Origin of the sequence: Pararhodonellum marinum, assembly GCF_015354735.1 — a bacterium.
In the GTDB taxonomy this organism is placed as follows: Bacteria; Bacteroidota; Bacteroidia; order Cytophagales; family Cyclobacteriaceae; genus Pararhodonellum; species Pararhodonellum marinum.
Map to the genome: position 1 here is coordinate 86,993 of NZ_JACEFJ010000005.1, position 26,484 is coordinate 113,476.

A 26,484-nucleotide genomic window follows, 5' to 3' on the forward strand; every position below is an offset into this window, starting at 1 on the left:
CCTTTGGGGTACGACCCAATGGATCATCTAGGCATTGATAAAGCCTACACTCACCGTGTCATAACTGCCCTCATCTATCAGAATAAAGCTACCATTTGATTTGTTTTTCTGGTATGGATCATAGTGAATGGGCTTGCTCAAGCGGAAGTGTACCTTTCCGATGTCATTCAGTCTGAGTTGATCAGCGGGTACCTCGCCGGAGAAGTCCGTATGGATGATGCTTTCGATCCGGTCTACTTTTGCAAGGACGCGGTTGACACCATGTTGAAGAGTATATTTATCGCCTACTTTAAGAGGCTTGTTATTGACTTGACAAAGTGTGGCTGCAATCTGTTTTTCAGATTTAGGCAATTCGTTGGATTTGACCAACATGTCCCCTCGGCTCAGATCTACTTCATTCTCCAAAGTGATGGTTATAGAGCTGTCCGGAGAAGCTTCATCATACAATTCATCCAGAAATTGGATTGTTTTGATCCTTGTACTTGTCATGGATGGCAGCACGGTGACTTCATCTCCGACTTTCAGTTTTCCTCCATACAATTTACCGGAGAACCCCCGGAAATCATGGAAAGCTTCAGTTTTTGGCCGAATGACATATTGGACGGGGAATCTAGCCACACTGCTTTCAAAGAGGTCTTCTGGTTCCAAGACTTCAAGATGGTCCAAGAGGGAATTTCCAAGATACCATGGCATGAGGTCTGATTTGGAGGCGATGTTTTCCCCTTTCAAAGCAGACAGAGGTATAAAAGTAATTTGCTCAGTGTTGAAATGGCTTTTTTCTACCAATTCTTCGAATTCGGCTTTGATATTCAAATATACCTCTTCGTCGTAATTGACCAGGTCCATTTTATTGATGGCTACCACCACATGGCTCAACCTCAGAAGATTGGCAATAAAGAAATGTCGGTAAGTCTGTTCTATTACTCCTTTTCTGGCATCAATCAGGATGATGGCCACTTGGGAGGTAGAAGCACCGGTGACCATGTTCCGGGTATATTCCACATGCCCCGGGGTATCCGCAATGACAAAGTTGGTCTTACGTGTGGAAAAATAGATATGGGCCACATCGATGGTGATGCCTTGTTCTCTTTCCGCTACCAAACCATCGGTCGCCAAGGAAAAATCAAGGTAATCGTATCCTCTTTTCCGGCTGCTTTGTTCTATGGCTTCCAGCTTATCGGTGGTAAGAGACTGTGTGTCATAGAGCAACCTGCCGATCAGGGTGCTTTTACCGTCATCGACCGAACCTGCCGTGGCAATTTTGATCAGTTTTCTATTGTCGGACATTGTTTTGAGTCGTTGTGAGTGATTTTTCTCCTGACCTTTGAGGTTTCCATAGCCTCGAAGGTCTTTTTGTCGGGAATTCTTGCTTTATCTAAACCTTGGAGGTCTGGAAGATTTCAAAGGTTTTAGAAATAACCTACCTTTTTTCTTTTCTCCATGGCAGCTTCAGACCGCTTGTCATCTATCCGGGCACCTCTTTCGGATATGGTTGATAAGCGAATTTCATCAACTACCTCTTCCAAAGAAACCGCATCCGAAAGTACAGCAGCGGTACAGGTCATGTCTCCTACTGTTCTGAAGCGGACCATCTTCTCCTCTACGGCCTCATGGGCTTCCCTGTACACGTGTTCATTGGCAGTCCATATCATGCCATCTCTGAAAAAGACTTCTCTTTTATGGGCGAAATAGATGGATGGAATTTTGATGTTTTCGTTTTTGATGTATTCCCATACATCGAGTTCGGTCCAGTTGGAAATGGGGAATACGCGGACATTCTGACCTTGGTGAATCCGACCATTGAGCATGTCGAAGAGTTCGGGGCGTTGGTTTTTTTCATCCCATTGGCCAAAATCATCCCTCACGGAAAAGACCCTTTCCTTGGCCCTTGCTTTCTCCTCATCCCTTCTTGCTCCGCCGATACAGGCATCAAACTTAAACTCTTCAATGGCATCCAACAAGGTAGTGGTCTGCAAGGTGTTACGGCTGGAATATCGGCCCCTTTCCTCGGAAACTTTGCCTTGGTCTATGCTGTCCTGAACGTTTCTGACAATCAATTCCAGCCCCAATTCTTCCACAAGCTGATCCCTAAAGGCAATGGTTTCGGGAAAGTTGTGTCCGGTGTCAATGTGTAGGAGTGGAAAAGGGATTTTAGCAGGAAAAAAGGCTTTTTGTGCCAATCTGACCAAGGTTATGGAATCCTTACCTCCGGAGAAAAGCAACACAGGTCGTTCAAACTGTGCAGCCACCTCTCTGATGATGTGAATGGATTCTGCTTCTTTGGGATTTGCAATCAATACTCTACTCATGTCAATTTATTTTGCGTGTAAACCACATTCTTTTTTGGAATCTTCCCACCACCATCTTCCAGCCCTGGCATCTTCGCCTGGTAGGATGGCTCTTGTACAAGGGGCACAGCCTATGCTGATGAATCCTTTGTCGTGGAGGGGGTTATAGGGGATGTTATGGGCAGAAATATAGGCCAGCATTTCATCAAAAGACCAATCCAGTAGCGGGTTGTATTTGATGATTTGGTTGGCTTCATCCCATTCTAATTTTTTCATGCTGCTTCTGTTGGCACTTTGCTCTCCCCTCAGTCCTGTGATCCAGATGCTGTTTCCCTGAAGAGCTCTTTTAAGTGGGGCAACTTTTCTGATATAGCAACAGGATTTTCTGTTTTCGACCGAGTCATAAAAACCGTTGATGCCCTGTTTTTGGACCAAATCCTCGATGTCTTCCCGGTCTGGGTAGTAAACCTGAATGCGTTTCTTGTATCTGCTTTCAGTTCTTGCCAGTAGATCCAGTGTTTCGGAAAAAAGTCTCCCGGTATCCAGCGTAAAAATGTGGATGGGGAGGTGGTAATCAGCGATCAATTGCGTAATCACCTGATCTTCCTGGCCTAGAGAGGTCGAAAAGACCACCTTGCCTGGAAACAGATCAGCCAAAAGACCCAACCCTTCCACCGGGGAGAGTGATTCAATCTTTTCGGAAAGCTCAAGCAAATTTTTCTTCAGGCTCATGCTTTTTGGGGTTTGTTGCTTTTTCCCATGCCCTTTCGTGTAGGTAATAGAGCAATATTTTACTGATTACTTCAATAGAACCGATGGATACGGCCATTTTGATCTGTCCGGTGATGAAATAGGAAATGACAATGGTGTCCATGGTGCCTACCATTCTCCAGGAAACCGATTTCAGGAAACTTTTGAAATTGCTGTCTTTTCCGGTGTGGTCTACAAACCATTTTTTGATCGGTTGATCTAAGATCATATGCCTTTTTGGTTCAAGTCTAATTACAAAAGTATATAAACTCTATAAAAAAAATAGGGTAAATGGGAAAAAAATTTATTCTTTGTCCAAAATATCTGCCAAAGACTTGTTTTCCAGTATATTAAGCATCTCATCACGCACCTGGATCATCACTTTATTCAGGCCACATTTTTCTTCATTTTTGCATTCCACACAGGGTTCGTAATAATTGAGGCTGACACAGGGGAGGAGGGCAATGGGGCCGTCGAGTAGACGGATTACTTTGGAAAGCGGGACATCAATGGGTTCTTTGATCAGGTAATAACCACCTCCTTTGCCTTTTTTGCTTCCCAGAATCCCGGCTTTTTTGAGTTCGAGCAGGATGTTTTCCAAAAATTTGTGGGAGATCCCGTATTCTTCCGAAATATCCTGAATCAAAACAGTCTTTTGTTCTCGGTGCTTTCCCAAATAAGTGAGGGCATGGAAAGCGTACTTGGTTTTTTTGGATAGCATAGCTACAAAAATAGGGTTTTTCTCTGTTTCACAAAGCCAAAAGTAATTTCTTGCCTGATTATCGGGACTAGAACCCCAACCAAATGTTTTTCAATATTTCCGGGAATGCGCTTGTCATGAAATTTCTACCAGCTTTCCTTGGAAAGATTTAATGCTATTAACCTTGATGAGGAAAGAAATGCCACCAATACACTAATTTTCACAAATGAAAAGGATTTCCGAAAGCTTTCTTCCATTGAACTTCAATATGTTTGATGCCATCTGAAACGCTATCATATAAATAAATTGTTTCCATTCGTTTACCTGTCAGCAAAGGCATGCCCCTGGCCACAAAAAGTTTTCAGTAATCCTGGTATCTTCGGTCTCAACAAAAACAAACGAGGTCCGGGAGACCTCAAAGGTTAATGCATAAAAAAATAGCGCCTATTCGTGTACCTGCCCGCAGCCGGCGGGTCCGCGGCAAAATTGGAAATGCCACGAATGCACTCAATTACACGGATGGGTATTTCAGGACAACTCTTATAATTTGGCAATGGCCCAACTTAACACCAAAAGTAGTTTATTGAAAAACATTGACCATCTGGTCAAATCCCTTTCGGATGGCTGTGAGCTGAAGGTCCCGTTTTTCCTCATAAACTGATTTTGAAATGGCTGTGGCTGCCAGGAACTGGGAATGGATTTCATTGAAATCAACAGCAAAATCATTACCCTCGGCACCCCAGGTTCGGAGATAGGCTTCCAGTTTTTCCACTTTCAGACCCACATGTGGCACGGCATAACTCAGGGCTGTAATCGCCCCATGCAAGCTTGTTCCGATATAGCATTTTGAATTGGCTATCAGGTACATAATGTCCCAGATGTTATCCGCATCAAAATAAACAGCAGGGGAATTCATCCGCTGCTTTACAGATGCCAAAGCCAGATGGTCGTCGTGGTTCAGCGCTTTTCCGATCGGACAGAGACAGATTTCTGTCTTTTCGTTTTGATATATGACATCTAATTCCGCAGCAATCAAATCATGCTTGCCGGTGGTCGTTTTTTTATTGATCTGGAAAAAAACATAATTGCCCTTATTTTCATCAGCATAATCTCTCACAGCCGGGGTAACCATTTTTTCCAGCCAGGCCAGGGGATAAAATGCTGACATGAGTATGGCGGAGTCAGGAAACAGCTGAGCATGTACCCCGTTTTCCGTAAGATTGGTGATGGTGGTCTTATCCCGGACAGCAAAGTAATCTGCCTGATTGAGTTTTTCCTTCAAAAAACCATACTTTTCAAAATGGGATTTCTTCAGGCCCGATCCTCCCAAAGAATTTAAAATTACAGATTTGACCCCGGGGAAATCAGACTTGGTAAAGACGAAAGGAAGGGTGGTTTTTCCTTTCAGTACCTTTTTGGCAATTTTATTCAAATCCAAAATTTTGGAGATCCGGATATGGTACCGGTGGATTTTTTGGTAATTTTTATGGATTGCCGCCAAAAGTGCATGCCAAGTCACACCCAATGCTTCACCTCCAGCAATGATCACATGAACTTGGTCTTTGGGATTTTGGCAAGCCTGGTAAAATGCCTGCAGGTTCTCGGTAGGCAGACCTCCTTCTTTTGACAGATCACTTGCAATCAGCCCAAAAAATCTGTATTCAAATTCCTTGCCGTAGGTATTCAGTTGTTTTTCTATTATAAGTGGAAACAAAAGATCACCATAATTGTACCTGTCGAATGCGCCAATAATCAGTATTTTTTCCATCAGAATCCATGTAAGCAAAAATTTGACCTGTTTTAAAAATCAAGGGATCGACAACAAATTTAATTAAAAGCTTAAGATATCTTTCATATTGGATTGCCGGCATGTAGAAGATGTGGTCCATTCCAAAAATAAGCAGATTTCAAGGTAAATTTAGAGGAGTATCATTTCTTGCGGTACTTTTATGTTTAATTTGCTGAAATAAAGCAACTTTTGGAATTGGAGCATCCATTTTGCTAAGGGTACCTTCAATTCCACATCAGGTTTTCCACATTACACATACAATGGCTGGAACGACATCAGTAAAAAAAATTTTTTCAGGATCCATTTGGGGTATAGTCGCGAAGGTCTTTGATGCCTTGGCCAAGTTCATTACCATTCCCTTGTTGGTCGGCTATTATGGCAAGGGGGATTATGGTTTGATCGCATTGGCTTTTTCACTCAATGCTTACCTGAGATTGATGGATTTAGGGATGAATGTGGGTTCTGTACGGTATTTTGCCATGTGGGAGGCAAAATCCAAATACAAAAAAATCATGCGTGCCTCCAGATCCAGCATGGTCTTCTACGGAGTCATTGGCTTGATCAATACGTTCGTGTTTGTTTTGATGGCAGATTATGGGCCCTCCCTGTTCAATATTTCGGTTGAACAAGCCCCCACCTACAGGATCATGATGTACATCCTTGCCGGTAGTACGGTGTTTAATTGGCTTTCCAATGTGGTCATCCAACTCCTGAGCGCAAAGGATGAACTTGGATTTGTCAACAGAATCACCTTTATCAGCAGTATCCTCAATTTTCTGGTCGCATTGGCTGCCATACACTTCCAATGGTCTCTTCCGGTATACTTCCTCTTTTATACCTTGTCTACATTAATCGTATACCCGTTTTATGTCCATCGATTGAAGGTATTTCCGGTACCGATTAAGCAGTTGCTTTTACCAAAATGGGACAGCGGTGCATTTGGGCAGATCATAGGGTATAGCCTATCGATTTTTGTTATGGGTATTTTTCAGTTTTCTGCCAATGAACTCCGCCCCATACTTTTGGCAAGGTACGCTTCCGGGATCGAGGTCCTGACCGAATACAGGGTAATCCAGACCATTGCCATGTTGGTTTTGTCTTTTGGCACCATTTTCCTTCAGGTCTTGCTACCTTCTGCATCCAAAGTCTATGCGGAAAATAACCAACCAAAGATGGAAAAAATGGTCTTTGAGGCGACCCGATATATTTCAGTGTTCCTGACTTTTGTCGTCTTTGTACTGATCCTGAATGCAGATAAAATTCTGCTCGTTTATATGGGGGAAGATTATCTACATCTGAGCATATGGCTGATCATTTGGCTATTGACCGTGCTGCTTTCCATGCACAATACACCTGTGGCAAGCCTTGTACTCTCATCAGGGAAGACCAAGGCTTTGGTGTATTCTTCCGCCATAGGTTGCCTGGTTTCCCTACCAATGACCGTGGTCTTGGCTCCGGAATTCAATGTAGGGGCAGCAGTGATTGGTTATCTGGCCTATATGCTGATACAGATCGGTTTTTTCTACCTTTATTACATTCCCAGGGTATTGTCCTTGAACAGCAGAAAAATTTTCTTTGGGGGTTTTTTCCCCTCTCTTTTAGGCGCAGTTATTGCACTGTTCCTGGCACATTATCTTGGAGTGTGGATGGATTTTAAAAACCCTATTGTGGGTATTTCTTTCAATTCGGTTGTATTTGTGGTATTGTTCATTGCCTACCACTGGGCCTTTGTGGTCAAAGCGGCTGACATCCATTATCTAAAAGAAAAATTATTGAACAAACCAACATCCGATGCCCTCAACTGATCAGGTCAAATTTTCAATCTGTATTCCTGCTTACAAAAACAGGTATCTTAAAGAATGCATTGAAAGTATTCTGAATCAGACCTGCCAGGATTTTGAGTTGCTGCTTTTGAACGATGATTCGCCTCAACCTGTGGAGGAAACCTTTCTGCAGTTTGATCCAAAGCGGATCAGGTATTACAAGAACGAAACCAATGTCGGGGCAGTCAGACTGGTGGACAACTGGAACAAATGCCTTTTCTTAGCAAAAGGCGAATACATCATGATTATGGGAGATGATGATGTCCTTGAACCTGATTACCTCGAAGAGTTTCTGAATCTGATGTCAAAGTATCCGGATTTACATGTCTACCATTGCAGGAGTCAGATCATCGATGAAAGGGGCATAACCCAAATGCTCACGCCTGCTTGTCCCTCTATTGAGTCGGTTTATGATTCCATCTGGCACAGGCTCAACCAATATAGGTCAAATTATATTTCTGATTATGTCTACCTGACAGATGCCCTTCGTAAAAGTGGGGGTTTTTATGATTTACCGCTTGCATGGGGAACAGATGATATCACTGCCTTTATGGCTTCGGCTGATCATGGAATTGCACACAGCAACAGGCCGGTATTTAAATATAGAAGCCATGGCACTTCTATCTCATCCACCAAAAGCAATGATTTCGAAAAAATGATTGCCGATCAAGGATATGCCAAATGGCTGGAAGAGTTTCTGAAAAGAGTGCCGACCCAACCGGAGGAGGTGGTATTGCATCGTCATCTTGTCCACAACCAGCATGCCTACATGCATAAAAGGAAGATTTTCACTTTAAGCAAGGTAATGGTCTCAGACTCCTTCAAAAAGCTGATTTTTTGGTTGAAGCACAGAAAACAATTTGGATTGACCATCAAGGACATTTTAGTTGCTTTTGCAAAAAGCCAAAATATGAAAAGAAAAACCCAGGGCTTTTGAAAGACATGGACCTCATATTTAATCCACCGGTCAATAAAGCCAATCAATACATCTCCATTCTTGTAAATGGGCTTGAAGAGGCAGGTTTTAAGGTTCACCCTCTTGATGGGATTTTTTCCGGTTACCGGCATTTCAAGTCCATCAGACTGGTCCATCTCAACTGGTTTGAAAACCTGGATGAGACTTCTTACATTAAGATGTTAATTAGTTTTTTCAGGAAATCCATTGTTTTGACCGTAATCAGGCTGAGCAATAAAAAGCTGGTATGGACCATGCACAACAGGGTTTCGCATGAAAAAAAATCAAATCGTCTAAGCAAAATCCTGACACACAACTTGATCAAATTTGCTGACGCGATAATCATCCACAGCCACCAATCGAGGGATTTGATCCTTGAGAGCCATCCATCACAGGCTTCCAAAATCCATTACATCCCCCATCCTGATTTTACGGAGATTTATGGGCCGGAAGTGGAGAAAAAAAATAGTTCAAATGGAAAACTGAAATTGCTTTTTCTTGGTGCTGTTAAGCCCTATAAAAATCTTGAACTGCTGATCAGAACAGCCGGGCAAATGGAGGATAAACTCCAACTTTCCATTGCAGGGAATCCCACTACTGAAAACTATAAAGCGCACTTGACCAGATTTGCAGCAGTGTTTAACAACATAAAACTTAAACTGGAATTTATTCCAGACAGTGATATTCCAAATCTTTTGGGGGAAAGTGACCTGCTTATCCTGCCCTATGATCTTAACAGCAGCCTGAATTCTGGAACCGTCCTGCTCGCCTTTTCGTACCGAAAAACAGGCATCTTTCCTCAAATCGGCACATTGACGGATATGACTGCGATGCAGGACCAATTTTTGTCATACCATTATACCTCTGATGAAGAACATGCTTCAAAACTTCGAGAAATGCTGGAATCCGCCTTCCAATTAAAAAAAAATAATCCGGAGGTATTTCAAATGATGGGCAACAAGATGTTTCATTACGTAAAGCAAAACCATGGCAAAAAAATGGTCATTGAAAAATTGAAACAGGTATATCAGTCTGTCCTTCATTCCTGAACCAAACCCACATGAAGATTCTCTATATCAATTCACTTTATAGTCCATACATCCGTGGAGGTGCCGAGCTTTCATTGAAATTATTGGTGGAGGGCATGCAGGCCTTGGGACATGAGGTCGTTGTTCTGAGTATGGCAGAGGAAGATGGGTTGAAAGTCGATCTAGAAAATGGGGTAAAAGTATATCGTGCTGGACTGAAAAATATTTATTGGCCTTTTGATGATAAAAAACAGCCGACTGTCAAAAGGCTGGAATGGCATCTCCGAGACCGCTACAATGAGAGGATGATGGGGTATGTATCAGAAGTGCTTCATGCTGAGCAGCCAGAGGTGGTTTCCTGTCACAACCTCGCAGGATGGTCTGTGGCAGTATATGACGAGATTCAAAAATATGGTGTCCCAATCATCCAAGTGTTGCATGATTTGTACTTGCTGTGTGCAAATAGCAACATGTACAAAGGAGATTCCCCCTGCCATCAAATCTGTATAAGCTGCAAATTGTTGAGAATCAAGCATCGAAAGCTATCTTTAAATGTGACGGCAGTGGTGGGCATCAGCCAAAGTATTTTGAGCCGGTTTGAACAGGAGGGTTATTTTGCCAATGCCCAAAAACATGTGATCCACAATACACGAACCATTCCGGATCCAGGACCCAAGGCCAAAAGAGAAGGAAACGAAACGCTAAGCATCGGATACTTGGGCACGCTGTCCAAAGTCAAAGGCATAGAATGGCTGATTGAGGAATTTCAACAATCCAATATAAACGCCACCCTTCATATAGCAGGAAAGGGGAAATCAGATTATGAAGAGCATCTAAAAATGAAAGCAAAAGATCCCAGAATTGTTTTTTTGGGGTATGTGGAATTTGGCAAGTTCTTTAAATCCATAGATGTCTTGGTGGTGCCATCCCTCTGGGAGGAACCTTTGGGAATGGTGGCCATAGAAGCCCTTGCGCATCATGTTCCTGTCATAGCCAACAGGGCTGGCGGTTTAAAAGAAACGGTAATTGATGAAGAAAACGGTTTGTTTTGCGATGCAGAAAATCCAGGTACTTTGGGCATGGCCATGAGAAGGCTAAGTGAGGATTTCTCCCTATACAACAGGGTAAGCGGAAATGCGAGAAATACGGTGGCAGAAATCCTGAATCGGGACCGCTTGGTTCAAGCGTATGAAAATGTTCTGAAAAATGCTTTACATTCCGGTAATCCAAAAATCACCAAACATGGAAGAAACAGTTGATAAACGCCCTTCCGGTTTTTTCCCAAAACTTGGTCTTGAGCTGAGTCAAATCAAGCTGTCGGAAATCCTGTTTTGTTTGGCTATTCTATCTGTGTTTTTTCCGGTAAAAATCTATCCTATTTTCTTTTTGGTCAGTGCGCTGGTATTTTACTTTGATTTTCCGAAACTGATTTTTCCAAGATGGACCATTTTTCTTGCTGTTTTTGTGCTGTATGCATTGATCAGCTTTCTTGCTGTATATGAAGTTCAAAGTTTCCGGGTAACCAATATCATCAAGCTTATCGTAAATTTTGTGTTCCTGTATTTTACCGTGACATGGCTTTCCCAACGGGACAACAAGCAGTTGATCAATTTATTGGACATCTTTCTGCATATCATTTTTTTCTTAGTCTTTCTGCAACTGCTTTGTTACCATCAGGCTTTGGATTTCAGGCTGCTAGGCGGAAGTTCCTCCTCTGGAGAAGCGAGCATGCTGTACAACAAGAATTTGTTCTTTTGGGGATTGGATGACAAAAATATGTTTGGAGCCAGAATTGCCATGATTGGCTTTCCTTACATCTTGATTCCATTGGTACAAAAAAACAGGGTATCTTTCCTGAGGATTATTTTTATATTTTTATTGGCCTACCTTTCCATGTCTCGGACTCCCATCGTGGCATTGATGATCGGATGTGGATATTTGGTGTGGATTACGGCCAACAAATGGATAAGGGTAGCAATGGCGGTTTGTGTTATGGCCTCAATTCCATTGCTGCTTCAGAAAATCATCCGGGTAGAGCAAATCACCGCTTCCAATGACGGGATGGGCATTAGGTTGGTTTATTGGAAGGCTTTTTTTTCAAACTTCACCGAGATCCCTTTCTGGGGTATCGGTTTTGAAAAAGCGCCGGAATTCATTCAAAAATACGCTGACTTTTACAGGGGTGAGCCTCATATCCACAGCACTTTCCTGAATGTTTACCTGGAATTGGGAATCATCGGATTGGTATCATTTGTTTCATTCCTTTATTGCTTTGTTCAGTACAGTTGGAGAAAAACGGTGAACACCCATTTCTGGATCATAGTTCTTCTGCCATTGCTTGCTATCATGATGATCTTATACTCCGGTTATGACAATGACATCATCCTTTTCCTGATCCTGATTTACCTATTGGGAACCATTAGGCCCATTGATTTTAAAACCACCAAGCTGTCTTTGCTATGAAAACCAAGCGCGTATTGATAGACGGAAGGTGGGCAGGAGATACCGGTATCGGAAGGCTTTACAAGGAGGTGATGGCCAATGCTCCGGCTGCGGTGGATTTTGAATTCGTAAAGAGTAACATGGGATTGGGAAATCTTTTTTCTCCTCTGATGCTTGCCAATGAGATCAAGAGGTCATCTGCTGAAGTTTTCTATAGTCCGTCATTTATGCCGCCGCTCTATTCCAGAACCCCTTTTATTTTTACCATCCATGACCTGATGCATCTCTTTTATTATTCAAGTTTGCATCGTATCTATTACAGACAGGTTATTGCCAGACTTGCTTCAAATGCAAAGCAAATCATCACTGTTTCCCACTTTAGCAAGCAGCAACTCATTTCGCTTTTGGGAATCAGGGAAGAAATCATTTCTGTTATCTACAATGGAGTGGATGCTTCTTTTTTGAACAATTCCGAAGAGATGTCCCTTGACAGGCCTTATTTTTTGTATGTGGGAAACCGAAGAAAAAACAAAAATCTTCCTGCCATGATAACCGCCTTTGCAACGGCAGACATTCCGGGTGAATTTATTTTAGCGCTGTCGGGCCATCCGGATAGTGACCTGGAATTATTGCTAAAGAAACTAAAAATAAAAAAAAGGGTACGGTTTTTAGGGTTTATAGAAGATGAAGATCTTCCCAAGTACTACAGAGGAGCGTTTGCCACGCTTTTTGTTTCCTTGATGGAGGGCTTTGGGCTGCCCCTGATAGAGTCCATGGCTTCACGGACCCCGGTGCTTACTTCTTCCGAAAATGCTTTGGCAGAAGTGGCCGGAGGTGCTGCCCTTTGTGTGGATCCTTTATCAGTAGAAGCCATTAAGTCAGGGATTGAGAGGTTGGTGAATGACCGGACATTGTATCAGGAATGTGTATTAAAAGGCTACGAAAGGGCAGGGCACTTTTCATGGGAAACTACAGCAAAAAAGACCTGGGAATTGATCCTTTCTTAACTTAAAGGATTTAATTATCCTGCTTTCTTAGGGAAAGAAATTTTAGAAATACGAGCTGATTTCGAAATCGGTCCAGAAGCTGCTAATTATGGTTTCAATGGATAAAGAATTTAAGAATGCAGATGCTCAACTCAAAACGAACAAGCATGAGATTTAAATTGAGACATTTATTGGTTTTCCTGGTGGTATTCACTTTGGTTTTTCCGGCAGAGATTAGTGGAATGCCTGCGGGAGATATATTGAATGTCAAGGATTTTGGGGCAAAAGGAGATGGAAAGACCAATGACACACAAGCCATTCAGGAGGTCATCAGAAATGCTGTACAGGGGGATACCGTACTGATACCTGAAGGGGTATTTTTGGTCAGGACCATTGGATTGATTTCAGGTATACATATAAAATGTGAGGGGATATTGAGACAGCAGATTGGGAACATAGAGGAGTTTACCAACTCGCAACAAAATTCCTCGGCCCCGCTGATAAGAGGTAAGGATGTATCCAATGTTCATATGATCCTGCGTTTGGAATCCCAAAATGAGGGCATTTACCTTACAGGTAGCCAAGATATACACATCAGCCATTCAGACCTGACAGGGGATGCTACCAAGTTGAGGTCATTTGCCGGTATATTGTTGTATAAATGCAAATCGGTGAGCATCAATAAAACCAAAGTGTCCCAATATGGGACCGCCCGGATAGCAACCCATACCTACCAACCCGGAACCGGAATCAGGATCCTCGAAAGTGAAAAAGTAAGGATAACGGACGCTGAAATTAAATACAATGGCGAAAATGGGGTTTTTATTTACCAAAGCCCTGACATATCCGTGATCAATACCCTATTTCGGTTCAACGGAATGAGCGCCATTCAGGTGGCTTTTGGAAATACTGGAACAGAGAAAAATTATGTTTTTCGAGATAACACCATGGAGCACAATGGAGCTGATGCGATTGATATCAACAACCGTTCTGATAAAGCGTTTTGGGATATCAATTGCCTGATTCAGGGCAATTTTTCCGGAAACAATGGTTTTGTCAGTGGTAAATCGACACCTGATGGGTCGGGAATTGCCACTCTGATAAATGTTTCAGGAGTCAGAATGATCAACAATACCGCGCAAAAAAACAACAGGCCGGCCCTTTACATCGAAAGCTGCGGTGATATACATGCTGAAAAAAATAAGGCAGATAATCAAGTTGAGCTGGTATTGGGTCTGAGACAACTGACCTTACTAGGCAATGAAATTGGAAACCTTAATTTGTTGGCAAATGTCAACGCTGAAAAAATTATTTTGAGAGAAAACAAGCTGAACAATATATCAATGCCCAATGGAGTGAGGGTAGATTCATTGTGGGTTCAGAACAATGAGATTACAAATGGAATGATAAATTTCAACATGACCGGAAATGTCAGTTTTGTAGGGAATAAGGTAAGCAGCAAGGCTGAAAATCCCGTATTTTTAATTGTCAACCAAAGCAGTTTCTCATTGGAAAACAATGAAATCAGCAGCCTAAAAGCAAGTGCTGTCCGGGTCGAAAAGACTGCTCAAAATGTCTCCATTGTAAACAATACCATCTCATCTGTGAAAAGTTGCGTATCCGATGACGGTTCTGAAAACCTGAGCATTTCGGGAAACAAACTCAAATCTTTGGCCGGTGGCAAGACCCGGTTGACCATAGAAAGCAACAATCCCAACAACCTTAGTCTTTCCGGCAATGAGCATCAGGGTGTGGTAAATTCCGAGGCAGTTTTGTTTAAGGGGAAAGGGACAGCCAATGTGGAAGGTGAAATATTTACAGAGGGTGTGGCAGAATACGGGGAGATTAAGATCACCAAAAAAGGGATTTGATGACTTCTGAGATGAAAATCAACCTTTTTATCCCCACGCTCAATGCCGGAGCCTTATGGCCTGCCGTATTGAAAGGAATAAATTCCCAAACGGTGGCCTTTCACAAAAAAATCATCATAGACTCCGGATCCACTGACAATACTTTGCACTTGCCATCCATTAAAGAATTCGAGATTCTCTCCATAGATAAAAACGATTTTGACCACGGTGGCACACGTCAGCTTGCTGTGGAAAGATATCCTCAAGCAGATGTTTACCTATTTTTGACACAAGACGCAATCCTTGCTCATCCAGATGCCATCGCAAATCTAATAAAGCCATTAGATGCTGACCCTTCTCTGGGAGTAGTTTATGGCAGGCAGTTGCCACATATTGGTGCAAAGGTCTTGGAAGCCCATGCCAGGCACTTTAACTATCCAGCTACAACACAGATACTGGGAATGGAAGATGCTGAAGAGTATGGTATCAAAACCATTTCCTGTTCCAATTCCTTTGCCGCATACAGAAGGACTGCTTTTGAGGAGGCGGGAGGATTCCCTATGAAATCTATCTTTGGTGAGGATGTGATCACAACAGGTAAGATGTTATTGAAGGGTTGGAAAAAAGGCTATATATCCGACGCCCAGGTTTATCATTCCCATAATTACAGTCTCAAAGAAGAATTTAAGCGGTATTTCGATTTGGGTGTGTTTCACGCGGACAATACATGGATTTTTAATCACTTTGGAAGAGCTGAAAGTCAGGGAATGAAATACCTCAAATCTGAAATAGGATATGTATTCAATAACAATGTTCTTTATTTGCCAAAATCCTTGAGCTCTTTAATGGCCAAATGGCTGGGGTATAAGCTGGGGCTTCTTCATGATTCTTTACCCATTGCCACTAACATGTTTTTATCTATGAACCGCAGATTTTGGAGTTTTAAAAACGAAAAATAGGCCAAATTGGTGAAAAATTGTATTCACATCATGTGGAAAATATACCCATTATTTACTTCAAACAACCTAAATAACCTTTAGTAGATACCAAAATGCAGAAAATTACTTGGCATGGTACTTGGTTAGTGGTATTGTTGAATAATAAAGCCAACTATTAAGAATTAAAGTAATAATGAGTAGCCCTAGTCAATCGCAAGAAATTAGATTTAAAAAAGGATTTGAGGAAGATAATTTCATTCCTAACCTTTTATCATTTACTGATCCCATCTTTTGGAAAGGTCAGTTTCAAACAGAAAATTACAAAGCGGAAATCGATGCCTCTGCCAAGTTTCTCAAGAGGGTTTTTGACATTGTATTTTCTTTTTGTGTGCTGGTTTTCGGTTCCCCTGTATTCCTTATTTTATTGCTGATCACTAAAGTCACCTCAAAAGGTCCGGCTTTTTATACGCAGGAAAGGATCGGTGAAAACGGCATCCCTTTCAAGATGTATAAATTCAGAAGCATGTGTGTGGATGCAGAGAAATCAGGTGTAAAGACTACCACAGATAATGATCCCCGGATTACAAAATGGGGTAGTTTTATGAGAAAGACACACTTGGATGAATTTCCACAGTTCTGGAATGTATGGGCTGGGGATATGTCTATCGTTGGGCCAAGGCCTGAAAGACAGTATTTTATCGATCAGATTGTAAGAAAAGCCCCGAGTTTCTTGAAACTTCAGGCCATCAAGCCTGGGATTACATCAGTGGGTCAGATAGACTATGGATATGCTGAAACAGTTGATGAAATGTGTGAAAGGATGTTGATTGATTTACAATATCTTAATGAAGTAAATATCCAAAAAGATATCACCATCATTATTGGAACTGTGAAGAAAGTTTTCAAGAGAAATGGAAAATAATTCTGGTTTTGAAAACCAGTAATTTTATAAAAAAACCCACATGGGTTTTTTTTTATTTTATAAGCCTACTAGAAATAAGTAAAAATTTTTTCGGATTAAGCTTTAACTCAAGTATGCATTAGGTTTCGTTATAGAAAAGGTAGTGGTTTTTTTTGTTTTAACCTGCTTGAATTCTCTAAAAAAGTCCTTGGAAACAGGTATTTCCAAGGGCTTTGATATTAAGCAATGAGGTGGAATCACAGAAGAGCCAAAACTAGAAAGTCAAGCCAAGATAGTCAAGCAAATTAAGATCAGTTATACAGTTGAGCCATTTTAACAAACGCCACTGATCCGATCACTTCAACATTGCCTTTCAATGGGAAATGGGCTGTGCCAGAAACCCCGTCATTTGAAAGCTTGGCCAATATCCAAAGTCTTTCCTAAAGCAAAAAAACCTTCCGGGTCATTGAGACCTCAGAGGCTTTAAATGGGTTGAATTTTAAAGTCCCGTTTGTAATTGTATGGCAGGTATTCCCACCCGTAGGCTTTGACGGACTTGATTCTTATTTCTGGACCAAGCATGGGCTCAAGGCCTTTGATCAACTCAGTTTTTTCATATTGGTAAGTGTCTTCATAGATTTTCATCATTATGAATCCTTCCTCAGTTTCCAGCCAGTCTACCTGGTTTTTTGCCAAAAATTCCTTAAATAGACTTGATCCTGTTTCCATGCAGTCTTCCAGCTCAATGATTTGGTAAATTTTGGGATACATAATCAAGGAAACCTGTTGACTCTCAAAATATTCTTTTTCTTGAGAAAAAACCTGAAAGGAAAAGCTCACCATCAGAATTAAAATACCGGAAAAGATTTTCATGATACATGATTTAGGTTTGTCTATTTGCCAAGACGAAAAAATATCATCTGATGTCTTTATGAATCCTATTAAAATCAATTATTTTTACTTGAAAAAATATAGGGTTTTTACTTTAATGCATACATGACCTTTTGGTTTTAGAAACCTCGTCTCTTGAAAGCTAGTCCAATATCCAAAGTCTTTCCTAAAGCAAAAAAAAACCTTCGAGGTCTAGAAGACCTCAAAGGTTTTATTCAAAGTAAAAAACCCTCGAGGTTTGGAAAACCTCAAGGGTTAAAGCTTAAATCAAATCAACACTCCTTTTGACAAAAGCAGTCAGGTCCTTGCCTTTCAGCAATCCCTGGGAAAGCAGGGCCAGATCAAAGGCCTGTTTGGCCAGCGTGGTCTGGATGGCTTCGTCCTCGGATTTGAGTACTTTGTCGATGACAGGATGGTTGCCATTGATGGCGACCTTGTAATGATCCGGCATGGCGCCATAGAAGCCCATTCCTCCGCCGTTCTGGGCCATGTCCTTCATCCTTCGCATAAATTCCTCCATGGTGATGGTCACCGGCAGCTCTTCTGGACTTTGGCTTTCCACTGCCACTGAGTAATCTTTGTTGTTGATGGCTTTTTCAAAGATTTCCTTCACCTTATTGGACTGATCCTCGGTCAACAGGTTTTCGAACTGTGCTTCTTTTTGGATCAGTTTATCCACCACATCGGCATCCACCCTTTTGAGTTGGGTTTTCTCCTCTTTCATTTCCACATGCTGGATAAAATGACTGTCTATCGGAGAATCCATCACCAACACATCATAGTCCTTTTTGTTGGCAGACTGGACAAAGCTGTCCTGCTTGTCCGCATCTGTGGCATACAAATAGATGGTGTTGCCTTCTTTGTCAGTTTGTAGCGTAGCCACTTTCTCTTTGTATTCGGCGAAAGTAAAATACTGACCATCTGTATTTTTCAACAAAGCAAATTCCTTGGCTTTTTCAGCAAACTTTTCTTCGCTGATCATGCCGTATTTTACAAACAGGCCAATGTCATTCCACTTGTCTTCGTATACCTTTCGGTCTTTTTTGTAAAGATCGCTCAACCTGTCCGCCACTTTTTTGGTGATGTAGTTGTTGATCTTTTTCACATTGCTGTCAGACTGCAGGAAGCTACGGGACACATTCAATGGGATATCCGGTGAATCGATGACCCCATGCAGCAACATCAAAAACTCCGGAACAATGTCTTTAACCTCATCGGTAATAAACACCTGACGGCTGAATAGCTTGATCTTGTTTTTCTGCAGTTCAAATTCATTTTTGACTTTTGGGAAATAAAGTACCCCAGTCAGGTTGAAAGGATAATCCACATTGAGGTGAATCCAGAATAGGGGATCCTCGCTCATGGGATACAATTCTTTATAAAAACCCAGGTAATCCTCATCGGAAAGCTCATTGGGGGATTTGGTCCAGATAGGCGTCGTGGTATTGATGATGTTGTCTACTTCTACAGACTTCCATTTCTTTTTGCCTTCTTCGTCCTCTCCATCTTCCACACTTTCGGATTTGGTGCCGAACTTGATTGGGACAGGAAGGAATTTGCAGTATTTGTCCAGGATGCTTTGAAGTTTCCACTTGTCCAAAAACTCCTCTGAATCGGCATTGATAAAGAGGGTGACTTCTGTTCCTCTTTCTTTTTTGTCCCCGGGTGTGATTTCAAACTCCGTGCTTCCATCACAGGTCCACTTGGCTGCTTCTGCCCCATCCTGATAGGAAAGGGTATTGATTTCTACTCGGTCAGCGACCATAAAGGCAGAATAGAATCCCAGACCAAATTTACCGATGATTTCATTGGCATCTTTGGCATCTTTGAATTTCTCTACAAACTCGGTAGCACCTGAGAAGGCAATCTGATTGATGTACTTTTTGATTTCCTCGGCAGTCATGCCCAAGCCCTTGTCGGAAATAGTGATGGTTTTTTTGTCCTTATCAAAGGCCACTTCCACAGTGACATCACCCAATTCCCCGTTGTATTGGCCCAAGGTGGCCAGTCTTTTGATTTTTTGGGTGGCATCCACGGCATTGGAAACCAGTTCCCTTAAGAAAATCTCATTGTCTGAGTACAAAAACTTCTTGATGATCGGGAAGATATTCTCGGTATGTATCGAGATGGTACCTTTTTCCTGCATAGCTATATTCGATTTAGTTGATTAACATGATCTGATACAATCCCCATATCAAGGCCTGTTCCAAAGCTTGTTTGGTGTCAAAATGGCAGAGTGTGAAAAATCAAGAAGAAGGAACCAGGAGGACTACTTCGTTTTTTTTAGCACCCACCTTTTTTGATCAAAACTTCGAGGAGCGGTAGCCTGAAGCCGTTTGGCGATTTTCTCCAGATACATCGTATTGTACCTCAGCCGGGTGATGTAATTGGGCAGATCTGGATCTCCGTTCCAGCAATGTTCGGCCCGGTCTCCATACAAGACCTCCCCGCCATAATATGGATCATTGGTGCTCTCCAAGAAGGCCTCCGTCAGGTAAACCGCATAGTTGAGGTAATAATTGTCCATGTCACCACAGTAAATATGGACCTTGCCTTCCAGGTCTTGCCCCAGGTCGGACCAATCCCGCTCCATGATGTACCTTAAGTCATAATTTTCCCGCCAGAATTCTGCCACCTCAGGGTCGATTTCTCCGGAATACCTGTCCCAGATCGGTTTGGGGTAGCCATCCTCTCCGACAGGCGAATAGACAGCCTGCCAAATGTCCCACTGATCCCCTGACCTGCTTTTGGTGCCTCCCAGGGCCAACTCCTTGTGATTCATGTCCCGAAGCATGGCGGATACATGGCCCAAATAGTTTCTTTTCCCCACCCGATCGGTTTTTCTAAAAGGACCCTGAAGTACATAAGCATTGCTTTCTTCATAAATGTTCACCGAGGTATAGGCCCTGAAATCAATGGGGTCAGGACAGGCTGCAAAACAACCATTGTATTCTTTGGGGTATTTCACCTGTACTGCCAAAGCTTCCCAGCCTCCGGTGGATCCGCCGTAGGTAAACCTGGCCCATCCTTCCCCTATACCCCTGAATTCTTTTTCGATATGCGGGATCAATTCATAAGTGAGCGCATCTCCATAGGGGCCGAGATTTTCAGAATTTACAGCATAACTGTCATCATAAAAGGGATTGGCATGCTGGATTTCGATCACGATGAATTTTGGGAAATCATCCGAAATCCATTGCTGATAAAAGTCGTAAGCCTCCTGTTGTTGGATCTTTTCATAGCCATAGATGCCAAATCGGGCATTGTAGGTATCTTCCAGGTCTTCATCAGGGGGGATGGTCCTAAAGCCACTGAAATCGGAAGGAAAGTGTCCGTGAAAAATCATCAGCGGATAATATTCCTCTGGATTCTCCTCAAAATCCCTTGGGAGCAAAACGTGGGCACCCAAGTAAATGTCCCGTCCCCAAAATTCGGAGAGCAGGTCACTTTTGAATTGGATGTGCTTGATAAATTCAGTATCCTCTGGCTTTGTAACCGGTGGATTGGCTTGGTCCAACACGAGTTCGAGCCCTTGAATTCCATCCCATTGTACTTTTTTGGGTAGGCTGAACAGGCTTCCGGGAGTACGGTTCCATTGTCGGCCTTCCCCTTGGTCCATGGGCATTTTGATGGTGTGGCCATCGGCCCTTTCGAAGGTTTCATAAGGAATCAGGTAGGCTTGAATGTGGAATTCTCCGTCCGGCAGATCTTCCCATTTTTCCACCGGATAACCAAAAGTGTCCAGCTCAAAGGAAAAATCCTGATCAGTTGGATGGTCTTCGAAATCCATTCCAAAAACCTGCGCAGAACCTACTTCATCACTTACCGCAAAACGAGGCTCTACTTGGTCATTATGGTGGATCAACAAAAGTAGCCTGCCATCTTTGACTTGGTCACGGAATTCAGAAGCTACCTTGATTGTGATGAGGGGAGTGTGGTTTTGCTGGCAGCCCGCAAAAAGCACTAAACAAAGGAATAAAGTCGCACGCATGATTTTACGTTTTTGGTCAGAGGGTAAGATAGTCAAAATTCCAAAAACCAGAAGAAAATAAATCGCAATCGAATGGATTGGCTTTTTTGTTTGTTAACTAAAAGTTAGGCCCACTTTATTTACTTTAGGTTTGGTCCTTAAACTGAATTCATTTTATTAACTTTAAGCATTCAATAAACCCAAATAAAAATGGCATTTTATCATAAACTGGGAGAAATCCCACCCAAAAGACACACCCAATTCAGACAAGCTGACGGCACACTTTACAAGGAAGAAGTGGTGAGTTCCAAAGGTTTTTCTGGAATATATTCCACACTTTACCACCTCTACAATCCCAACCAAGTGAAATCCATAGGGGAACCAAAACACTTCCATTGGGAAATTGCCAAAGAACATGGGCTCAAGCAAACCCACCTCAATACGGCCAATGTAAAAACCACTGGAAAGGATTATTTAGGGGCCAGAAAAATCCTTATGATGAACCATGAGGTGATGATGGGTATTTGTGTGCCTGAGGAAAGAAAAATGGATTATTATTTTAAAAATGCAGACGGAGATGAGGTGGTTTTTGTGCATGATGGAGATGGCTATCTTTTTTCCCAGTTTGGCAAGCTTAAAGTAAAAGCAGGCGATTACATCGTCATTCCAAGAACCACCATTTACCGCTTTGAATGGAATGAAGGTCCCCTCAAATTATTGGTGATTGAATCCAAAGGTGCCATAGAAACCGTGAAGCGCTACCGCAACGAATTGGGTCAGTTGCTTGAGCATTCGCCTTATTGTGAACGGGACATCCATCCTCCCCATGAGCTGCGTTTGGAAAAAGAAAAAGGAAACTACCTCATTCAGATCAAAAAGCAGGGGATGCTTCACCAATATGCTTACGAACACAGTCCATTGGATATTGTAGGCTGGGATGGGTACCTGTATCCTTACACACTTTCAATTCATGATTTTGAGCCTATAACGGGAAGAATCCATCAGCCACCTCCGGTTCATCAGACCTTTCAGGCCATGGGATTTGTGATCTGTTCATTTGTGCCCCGTCTATTTGATTACCATCCGCAGGCCATTCCAGCCCCATACAACCATTCCAACATCGATTCAGATGAGGTGTTGTATTATGTGGAAGGGGAATTTATGAGTAGAAAAGGCATAGACAGAGGTTCTTTTACCATCCACATGGGAGGCTTGCCTCATGGACCTCACCCAGGCACGGTCGAAAAAAGCATTGGCGCCAAATCAACCGACGAAATCGCAGTGATGTTGGATACTTTCAATCCTTTGCAGATCACCACCGCTGCCCTGGAGTATGTGGATAAAAATTACCCCATGAGCTGGACGGAATGATCAGCGGATCCGGTCTACGGATCTGACAAGGAGTTCGTCTTTCCTGATAAATCGGTTGGCCAGGATGTTACAGATCATGCCTGCAAAGTAGGCATAAAAGCCAACGAGAAATTGACCTTGATCGACGGAATTGAAGTCTTCATTGGCCTGAAAAGTCAGGTAAATGGATATGCCCAAACCACTGATCATGACCAGGGAGTTGACCATGTTCAGCATCATCTGCTTTCCTCTGTTCTTGAACTGGGAAAGGCTATAGAAAGCGATCCCCGCACCGATCAAGGCCAGTAGTCCAATGTAAATATTTTGTCGGGAACTGATCGTTTGATCTGTTTCCAAGGAGATTAAATCCATGGACCAGGCGGTCAATTTCAACTGCTCGGTGAGGGCGTCATTGACCTGCTCCCAAATGGGGAAAATAGTCACCAATAGCATAAAAACTGCCACAAGGAAAAGGAATATGGTCTGAACTCTCTGTATCATGATCTGATTTTTTTGACAAAGTAAGGAGGATATCTGTTTATTAGCAAGAAAAAGCATTGTTCCCTCAATTTGAATGGGGAAATAGTATCTTTGTATTTGGAAAATGGGAGACATCAAGCGGTATTTTCTGGAATTTGCCTACAAAGGAACCAATTATCATGGCTGGCAGCTGCAGCACAATGCCCATTCCGTTCAATCAGAAATGGAAGGTGCGCTTGAATTGCTTTTCGGAAGACCTGTGTCGGTCATGGGCAGTGGACGAACGGACACTGGTGTTCATGCTTCTCAGCAGTTTCTTCACTTTGATCTTGATGGGGATTTAGAACCAAAAATGGCGGTAAAAAAGCTAAACGGCATCCTTCCCAAAGACATTGCCGTTTATGACCTTAGAGCAGTCCGTTCAGATGCCCATGCGAGGTTCAGTGCCTTGTGGAGAAGCTATGAATATGTTATTTCACTGAGAAAAAATCCGTTTAAACAGGGGCTAAGTTGGTACTGCTACTACGATTTAGACATGGAGAAAATGAATGAAGCAGCCAGTGTATTGTTAGAACACCGGGATTTTCAGTGCTTCAGCAAGATCCATACGGATGTGAAGCATTTTGATTGTAAAATAAAAGAAGCTTATTGGGAACAAAAAGAATCTTATTTGATTTTTCATATAACCGCCAATCGGTTCTTGAGAGGAATGGTACGTGCCATCGTGGGCACTATGGTCCAAGTGGGAACCGGTAAAATCAACAAAGAGGACTTTCGTCAGATCATTTTAAGCAAAGACAGAAAAAAAGCAGGTGCCAATGTGCCTGCTGATGGTTTGTTTTTGAGTAAAGTAGTTTATCCCGATGTCCTTTTTACATAAAAAGAGAACAACTTGAGTCTGGAAAAAGAAAACGTAAAAAGTGGGGAGATTCTGGATGCTAAGGTCCTGAAACAACTCTACCAATTTGTAAAACCCTACAAATCAAGGTTTTATTTATTGGTGCTTTTGACGTTGTTGCTCGCTATTCTGGCACCTACCAGGCCCCTTTTTATACAGATAGCCATAGATGATTATGTGGCTTTGGGTGACAAAGAAGGATTGACCAGGATCATATACATTCTCGTAGGACTGATGCTTGCCCAAGCGTTGGTGCAGTGGGCACATACTTATCTTTCCGGCTGGATCGGTCAAGTCATTATCCGTGATATCCGGGTCAAACTCTACCGCCATTTGCTAAAAATGAGGCTTAAATTTTTTGACAATACCCCTATCGGGCGTTTGGTGACCAGAAATGTCTCAGATGTAGAAACCCTCGCCGACGTATTCAGTGAAGGGCTCGCCGCCATCATTGGAGATTTGCTTCAATTGGTGACCATTTTGGGAGTGATGTTTTACATTGATTGGAAACTAACTTTGGTCAGCTTAAGTACTTTGCCTTTGCTCATCATTTCCACCTATGTTTTCAAGGAAAAAATTAAAGTAGCTTTTAACGAGGTTAGAAATGCCGTATCCAATCTCAATGCTTTTTTACAGGAACACATCACCGGAATGAACATCGTCCAGATATTTAACCGGGAGAAAAGGGAGTACGAAAAATTCCAGTCCATCAACAAGGAGCACCGCAAAGCCCACCTGAAATCAGTGCTTTACTATTCGGTGTATTATCCAGTTTCTGAGATCATACAGGCTATCGGCCTAGGATTGGTGGTGTGGTATGGTGCTACTGGAGTATTTGATTTGGATTTAAAGGTTGGGGTACTGATTTCATTTATCATGTACCTGCAGCTGTTTTTCCGTCCTATCCGGATGATAGCCGACCGATTCAATACCCTTCAAATGGGAGTAGTGAGCTCCGATCGGATCTTCAAACTGATGGATAACCATGATCAGATACCCAATGAAGGCAGTTATGCCCCGGAAAAAATCAATGGTGGAATCCAACTACAAAACGTATGGTTTGCTTATAATGATGAGGAATGGGTACTCAAAAACATCAGTTTTGATGTCAAACATGGTGAGACCATTGCTCTGGTAGGAGCTACAGGGGCAGGAAAATCCTCCATCATCAACCTGATCACCCGGTTCTACGAAATCAACAAAGGAAATATACTGGTCGATGGTAGGGATATCCGGGAATACGAACTCGGATTTCTGAGAAAGCATATCGGTGTGGTTTTGCAGGATGTGTTTCTGTTCTCCGACACCATTTATTTCAACATCACCTTAGGCAATCCTGATATCAGTAGAGAACAGGTCATGCATGCGGCCAAATTGGTAGGAGCTAAAAAATTCATTGAAAAATTGCCTGGGGGTTTGGATTATAATGTCATGGAAAGAGGGGCCACGCTTTCTGTGGGACAAAGACAACTCATTTCATTTGTCAGAGCAATGGTATATAATCCTGAGATCTTGATTTTAGATGAGGCCACTTCATCAGTGGATACTGAGACTGAAGAAATGATTCAGAAAGCGATTGAAAAAATGATGAAGGGGAGGACCTCCATTGTCATTGCCCACCGGCTTTCAACGATCAAAAAAGCAGACAAGATCATCCTTTTGCACCAAGGTGAAATCAAGGAATCCGGAACCCATGAAAGTTTGCTTGAGCAGGAAGGTTATTATGCGCACCTTCATCAGTTGCAGCTCAAATCCATGGTCAGCTAGATTTATAATTCAAAAGCAACCTGTTTGTATGGATATTAGACTTTTGTGTATAATTTTGAGGGAGTAACTCACACGAAAAATTCAGCATGAAAAAAATACTTTTGTTCTTCGTCCTTTTGGTCCCATTCGCATTAAAAGCTCAGGAAAGGGGCATAGGGGTACGGTTAGGTGAACCCCTTTCCATCACTTATAAATCTTTTTTTACTGATAAGATATCTTTTGAGGGGATGTTCGGCAGGGCAGGGGTAAACAATCCACAATATTACAGGAGGTCCTTTGACAATAACCGCCCAACTCCAAATGCCGTGTACCTTAGCCACAGTGCGAGCAGTTCGTTTTCCTTAAACATCCGTGGAGCCTATCACGAAGACATCACGGATCAGTTTAGTATAGACGAAGGCATCTTATTGGCCTATGGGGGAGTTGGGGCGCAATTGAGGAGAGTATCCGTAGATTTTTTATACAATGACCCCACTTCTTCCTCGTCTACCCCACTTATGGAAAGCAGAGGAAATATGGATTTTGGCCCTGAGGGATTTGTAGGTACAGAATATTATTTTGCCAATGCACCGATCAATGTCTTTGCAGAGGTAGGGATGTTTATTGAAATATTGGATAGACCTGGGCATGTCAAGCTTCAGGGTGGAGTGGGCATCAGGTATCTGTTTTAGTGACATT

General features: G+C 42.4%; 23 protein-coding genes. 13 read left to right on the top strand and 10 right to left on the bottom strand.

What is annotated here, in order from left to right; translation table 11 throughout:
- Positions 1-27: 27 nt before the first annotated feature.
- From H1A14_RS11365 to H1A14_RS11390, 6 genes are all read right to left on the bottom strand, one after another.
- Complete coding sequence (locus H1A14_RS11365; RefSeq protein ID WP_194776379.1) at positions 28-1,287, bottom strand: sulfate adenylyltransferase subunit 1; 1,260 nt, start codon at positions 1,285-1,287, stop codon at positions 28-30.
- A gap of 122 nt (positions 1,288-1,409) precedes the next feature.
- Complete coding sequence (cysD, locus tag H1A14_RS11370) at positions 1,410-2,309, bottom strand: sulfate adenylyltransferase subunit CysD (RefSeq protein ID WP_194776380.1); 900 nt, start codon at positions 2,307-2,309, stop codon at positions 1,410-1,412.
- 6 nt (positions 2,310-2,315) lie between these two features.
- A complete protein-coding gene (locus H1A14_RS11375; protein WP_194776381.1) occupies positions 2,316-3,020 on the bottom strand; it encodes a phosphoadenylyl-sulfate reductase in 705 nt (234 codons plus the stop codon).
- On the bottom strand, positions 2,995-3,267 hold the full coding sequence (locus H1A14_RS11380) for a DUF2061 domain-containing protein (protein ID WP_194776382.1): 273 nt from the start codon (positions 3,265-3,267) through the stop codon (positions 2,995-2,997). Before H1A14_RS11380 ends, H1A14_RS11375 begins: the two co-directional genes overlap by 26 nt.
- Before the next feature lie 75 nt (positions 3,268-3,342).
- The gene (locus H1A14_RS11385; RefSeq protein WP_194776383.1) at positions 3,343-3,759 is read right to left on the bottom strand and encodes an RrF2 family transcriptional regulator; all 417 of its coding nucleotides are present in this window, start codon (positions 3,757-3,759) and stop codon (positions 3,343-3,345) included.
- 559 nt (positions 3,760-4,318) lie between these two features.
- On the bottom strand, positions 4,319-5,506 hold the full coding sequence (locus H1A14_RS11390) for a polysaccharide pyruvyl transferase family protein (protein ID WP_194776384.1): 1,188 nt from the start codon (positions 5,504-5,506) through the stop codon (positions 4,319-4,321).
- A gap of 281 nt (positions 5,507-5,787) precedes the next feature.
- Between H1A14_RS11390 and H1A14_RS11395 the strand changes: the two genes are divergently transcribed.
- The 9 genes from H1A14_RS11395 (at position 5,788) to H1A14_RS11435 (ending at position 16,471) form a co-directional block, all read left to right on the top strand.
- Positions 5,788-7,332, top strand: a complete 1,545-nt coding sequence (locus H1A14_RS11395; protein ID WP_194776385.1) for a lipopolysaccharide biosynthesis protein — start codon at positions 5,788-5,790, stop codon at positions 7,330-7,332.
- On the top strand, positions 7,319-8,287 hold the full coding sequence (locus tag H1A14_RS11400) for a glycosyltransferase (RefSeq protein WP_194776386.1): 969 nt from the start codon (positions 7,319-7,321) through the stop codon (positions 8,285-8,287). Before H1A14_RS11395 ends, H1A14_RS11400 begins: the two co-directional genes overlap by 14 nt.
- A 5-nt stretch (positions 8,288-8,292) precedes the next feature.
- Positions 8,293-9,354, top strand: coding sequence for a glycosyltransferase family 4 protein (locus H1A14_RS11405; RefSeq protein ID WP_194776387.1), 1,062 nt, complete (start codon positions 8,293-8,295; stop codon positions 9,352-9,354).
- 11 nt (positions 9,355-9,365) lie between these two features.
- The gene (locus H1A14_RS11410) at positions 9,366-10,592 is read left to right on the top strand and encodes a glycosyltransferase family 4 protein (RefSeq protein ID WP_194776388.1); all 1,227 of its coding nucleotides are present in this window, start codon (positions 9,366-9,368) and stop codon (positions 10,590-10,592) included.
- Positions 10,576-11,796 carry an O-antigen ligase family protein gene (locus H1A14_RS11415; RefSeq protein WP_194776389.1) on the top strand — a complete coding sequence of 407 codons (1,221 nt, stop codon included), beginning with the start codon at positions 10,576-10,578 and terminating at the stop codon, positions 11,794-11,796. Before H1A14_RS11410 ends, H1A14_RS11415 begins: the two co-directional genes overlap by 17 nt.
- A complete protein-coding gene (locus H1A14_RS11420) occupies positions 11,793-12,782 on the top strand; it encodes a glycosyltransferase family 4 protein (protein ID WP_194776390.1) in 990 nt (329 codons plus the stop codon). Before H1A14_RS11415 ends, H1A14_RS11420 begins: the two co-directional genes overlap by 4 nt.
- A 146-nt stretch (positions 12,783-12,928) precedes the next feature.
- Positions 12,929-14,632 (top strand): right-handed parallel beta-helix repeat-containing protein, encoded by a 1,704-nt coding sequence (locus H1A14_RS11425; protein WP_194776391.1) that lies wholly within the window; start codon positions 12,929-12,931, stop codon positions 14,630-14,632.
- Positions 14,632-15,570, top strand: coding sequence for a glycosyltransferase (locus H1A14_RS11430; RefSeq protein ID WP_228527743.1), 939 nt, complete (start codon positions 14,632-14,634; stop codon positions 15,568-15,570). The genes H1A14_RS11425 and H1A14_RS11430 overlap by 1 nt, the downstream gene beginning before the upstream one ends.
- A gap of 172 nt (positions 15,571-15,742) precedes the next feature.
- The gene (locus H1A14_RS11435) at positions 15,743-16,471 is read left to right on the top strand and encodes a sugar transferase (protein WP_194776392.1); all 729 of its coding nucleotides are present in this window, start codon (positions 15,743-15,745) and stop codon (positions 16,469-16,471) included.
- Between the two features lie 462 nt (positions 16,472-16,933).
- Here the strand turns inward: H1A14_RS11435 and H1A14_RS11440 are convergent, their stop codons facing one another.
- The 3 genes from H1A14_RS11440 to H1A14_RS11450 all read right to left on the bottom strand — a co-directional run bounded on the left by H1A14_RS11440 (position 16,934) and on the right by H1A14_RS11450 (position 21,332).
- The gene (locus tag H1A14_RS11440) at positions 16,934-17,323 is read right to left on the bottom strand and encodes a hypothetical protein (protein WP_194776393.1); all 390 of its coding nucleotides are present in this window, start codon (positions 17,321-17,323) and stop codon (positions 16,934-16,936) included.
- Positions 17,324-17,603: 280 nt separating this feature from the next.
- The gene (htpG, locus tag H1A14_RS11445) at positions 17,604-19,487 is read right to left on the bottom strand and encodes a molecular chaperone HtpG (RefSeq protein WP_194776394.1); all 1,884 of its coding nucleotides are present in this window, start codon (positions 19,485-19,487) and stop codon (positions 17,604-17,606) included.
- Between the two features lie 123 nt (positions 19,488-19,610).
- A complete protein-coding gene (locus H1A14_RS11450; protein ID WP_194776395.1) occupies positions 19,611-21,332 on the bottom strand; it encodes an alpha/beta hydrolase-fold protein in 1,722 nt (573 codons plus the stop codon).
- A gap of 189 nt (positions 21,333-21,521) precedes the next feature.
- Between H1A14_RS11450 and H1A14_RS11455 the strand changes: the two genes are divergently transcribed.
- Positions 21,522-22,682 carry a homogentisate 1,2-dioxygenase gene (locus tag H1A14_RS11455; protein ID WP_194776396.1) on the top strand — a complete coding sequence of 387 codons (1,161 nt, stop codon included), beginning with the start codon at positions 21,522-21,524 and terminating at the stop codon, positions 22,680-22,682.
- Here H1A14_RS11455 and H1A14_RS11460 read toward each other — a convergent pair whose 3' ends face one another.
- Positions 22,683-23,162, bottom strand: a complete 480-nt coding sequence (locus H1A14_RS11460; RefSeq protein WP_194776397.1) for a DUF4293 domain-containing protein — start codon at positions 23,160-23,162, stop codon at positions 22,683-22,685.
- 103 nt (positions 23,163-23,265) lie between these two features.
- On the opposite strand from H1A14_RS11460, the gene truA reads away from it, so the two are divergent.
- The 3 genes from truA (at position 23,266) to H1A14_RS11475 (ending at position 26,477) form a co-directional block, all read left to right on the top strand.
- Positions 23,266-24,021: a tRNA pseudouridine(38-40) synthase TruA gene (gene truA / locus H1A14_RS11465; protein ID WP_194776398.1), complete on the top strand. Its 756-nt coding sequence runs from the start codon at positions 23,266-23,268 to the stop codon at positions 24,019-24,021.
- 12 nt (positions 24,022-24,033) lie between these two features.
- Positions 24,034-25,806, top strand: coding sequence for an ABC transporter ATP-binding protein (locus H1A14_RS11470; protein WP_194776399.1), 1,773 nt, complete (start codon positions 24,034-24,036; stop codon positions 25,804-25,806).
- Positions 25,807-25,892: 86 nt separating this feature from the next.
- Positions 25,893-26,477 carry a hypothetical protein gene (locus H1A14_RS11475; protein ID WP_194776400.1) on the top strand — a complete coding sequence of 195 codons (585 nt, stop codon included), beginning with the start codon at positions 25,893-25,895 and terminating at the stop codon, positions 26,475-26,477.
- The last annotated feature ends 7 nt before the right edge of the window (positions 26,478-26,484 follow it).

What these genes read in the sequence shown, in the direction of transcription:
- H1A14_RS11380 (WP_194776382.1), bottom strand. Translation starts at nt 3,267, where the DNA reads ATGATCTTAGATCAACCGATCAAAAAATGGTTTGTAGACCACACCGGA.
- H1A14_RS11440 (WP_194776393.1), bottom strand. Translation starts at nt 17,323, where the DNA reads ATGAAAATCTTTTCCGGTATTTTAATTCTGATGGTGAGCTTTTCCTTT.
- H1A14_RS11405 (WP_194776387.1), top strand. Translation starts at nt 8,293, where the DNA reads ATGGACCTCATATTTAATCCACCGGTCAATAAAGCCAATCAATACATC.
- H1A14_RS11415 (WP_194776389.1), top strand. Translation starts at nt 10,576, where the DNA reads ATGGAAGAAACAGTTGATAAACGCCCTTCCGGTTTTTTCCCAAAACTT.
- H1A14_RS11365 (WP_194776379.1), bottom strand. Translation starts at nt 1,287, where the DNA reads ATGTCCGACAATAGAAAACTGATCAAAATTGCCACGGCAGGTTCGGTC.
- H1A14_RS11400 (WP_194776386.1), top strand. Translation starts at nt 7,319, where the DNA reads ATGCCCTCAACTGATCAGGTCAAATTTTCAATCTGTATTCCTGCTTAC.
- H1A14_RS11410 (WP_194776388.1), top strand. Translation starts at nt 9,366, where the DNA reads ATGAAGATTCTCTATATCAATTCACTTTATAGTCCATACATCCGTGGA.
- H1A14_RS11385 (WP_194776383.1), bottom strand. Translation starts at nt 3,759, where the DNA reads ATGCTATCCAAAAAAACCAAGTACGCTTTCCATGCCCTCACTTATTTG.
- cysD (WP_194776380.1), bottom strand. Translation starts at nt 2,309, where the DNA reads ATGAGTAGAGTATTGATTGCAAATCCCAAAGAAGCAGAATCCATTCAC.
- H1A14_RS11430 (WP_228527743.1), top strand. Translation starts at nt 14,632, where the DNA reads ATGACTTCTGAGATGAAAATCAACCTTTTTATCCCCACGCTCAATGCC.
- H1A14_RS11375 (WP_194776381.1), bottom strand. Translation starts at nt 3,020, where the DNA reads ATGAGCCTGAAGAAAAATTTGCTTGAGCTTTCCGAAAAGATTGAATCA.
- H1A14_RS11460 (WP_194776397.1), bottom strand. Translation starts at nt 23,162, where the DNA reads ATGATACAGAGAGTTCAGACCATATTCCTTTTCCTTGTGGCAGTTTTT.
- H1A14_RS11390 (WP_194776384.1), bottom strand. Translation starts at nt 5,506, where the DNA reads ATGGAAAAAATACTGATTATTGGCGCATTCGACAGGTACAATTATGGT.
- H1A14_RS11455 (WP_194776396.1), top strand. Translation starts at nt 21,522, where the DNA reads ATGGCATTTTATCATAAACTGGGAGAAATCCCACCCAAAAGACACACC.
- H1A14_RS11420 (WP_194776390.1), top strand. Translation starts at nt 11,793, where the DNA reads ATGAAAACCAAGCGCGTATTGATAGACGGAAGGTGGGCAGGAGATACC.
- H1A14_RS11435 (WP_194776392.1), top strand. Translation starts at nt 15,743, where the DNA reads ATGAGTAGCCCTAGTCAATCGCAAGAAATTAGATTTAAAAAAGGATTT.
- H1A14_RS11425 (WP_194776391.1), top strand. Translation starts at nt 12,929, where the DNA reads ATGAGATTTAAATTGAGACATTTATTGGTTTTCCTGGTGGTATTCACT.
- truA (WP_194776398.1), top strand. Translation starts at nt 23,266, where the DNA reads ATGGGAGACATCAAGCGGTATTTTCTGGAATTTGCCTACAAAGGAACC.
- H1A14_RS11395 (WP_194776385.1), top strand. Translation starts at nt 5,788, where the DNA reads ATGGCTGGAACGACATCAGTAAAAAAAATTTTTTCAGGATCCATTTGG.
- H1A14_RS11450 (WP_194776395.1), bottom strand. Translation starts at nt 21,332, where the DNA reads ATGCGTGCGACTTTATTCCTTTGTTTAGTGCTTTTTGCGGGCTGCCAG.
- H1A14_RS11475 (WP_194776400.1), top strand. Translation starts at nt 25,893, where the DNA reads ATGAAAAAAATACTTTTGTTCTTCGTCCTTTTGGTCCCATTCGCATTA.
- htpG (WP_194776394.1), bottom strand. Translation starts at nt 19,487, where the DNA reads ATGCAGGAAAAAGGTACCATCTCGATACATACCGAGAATATCTTCCCG.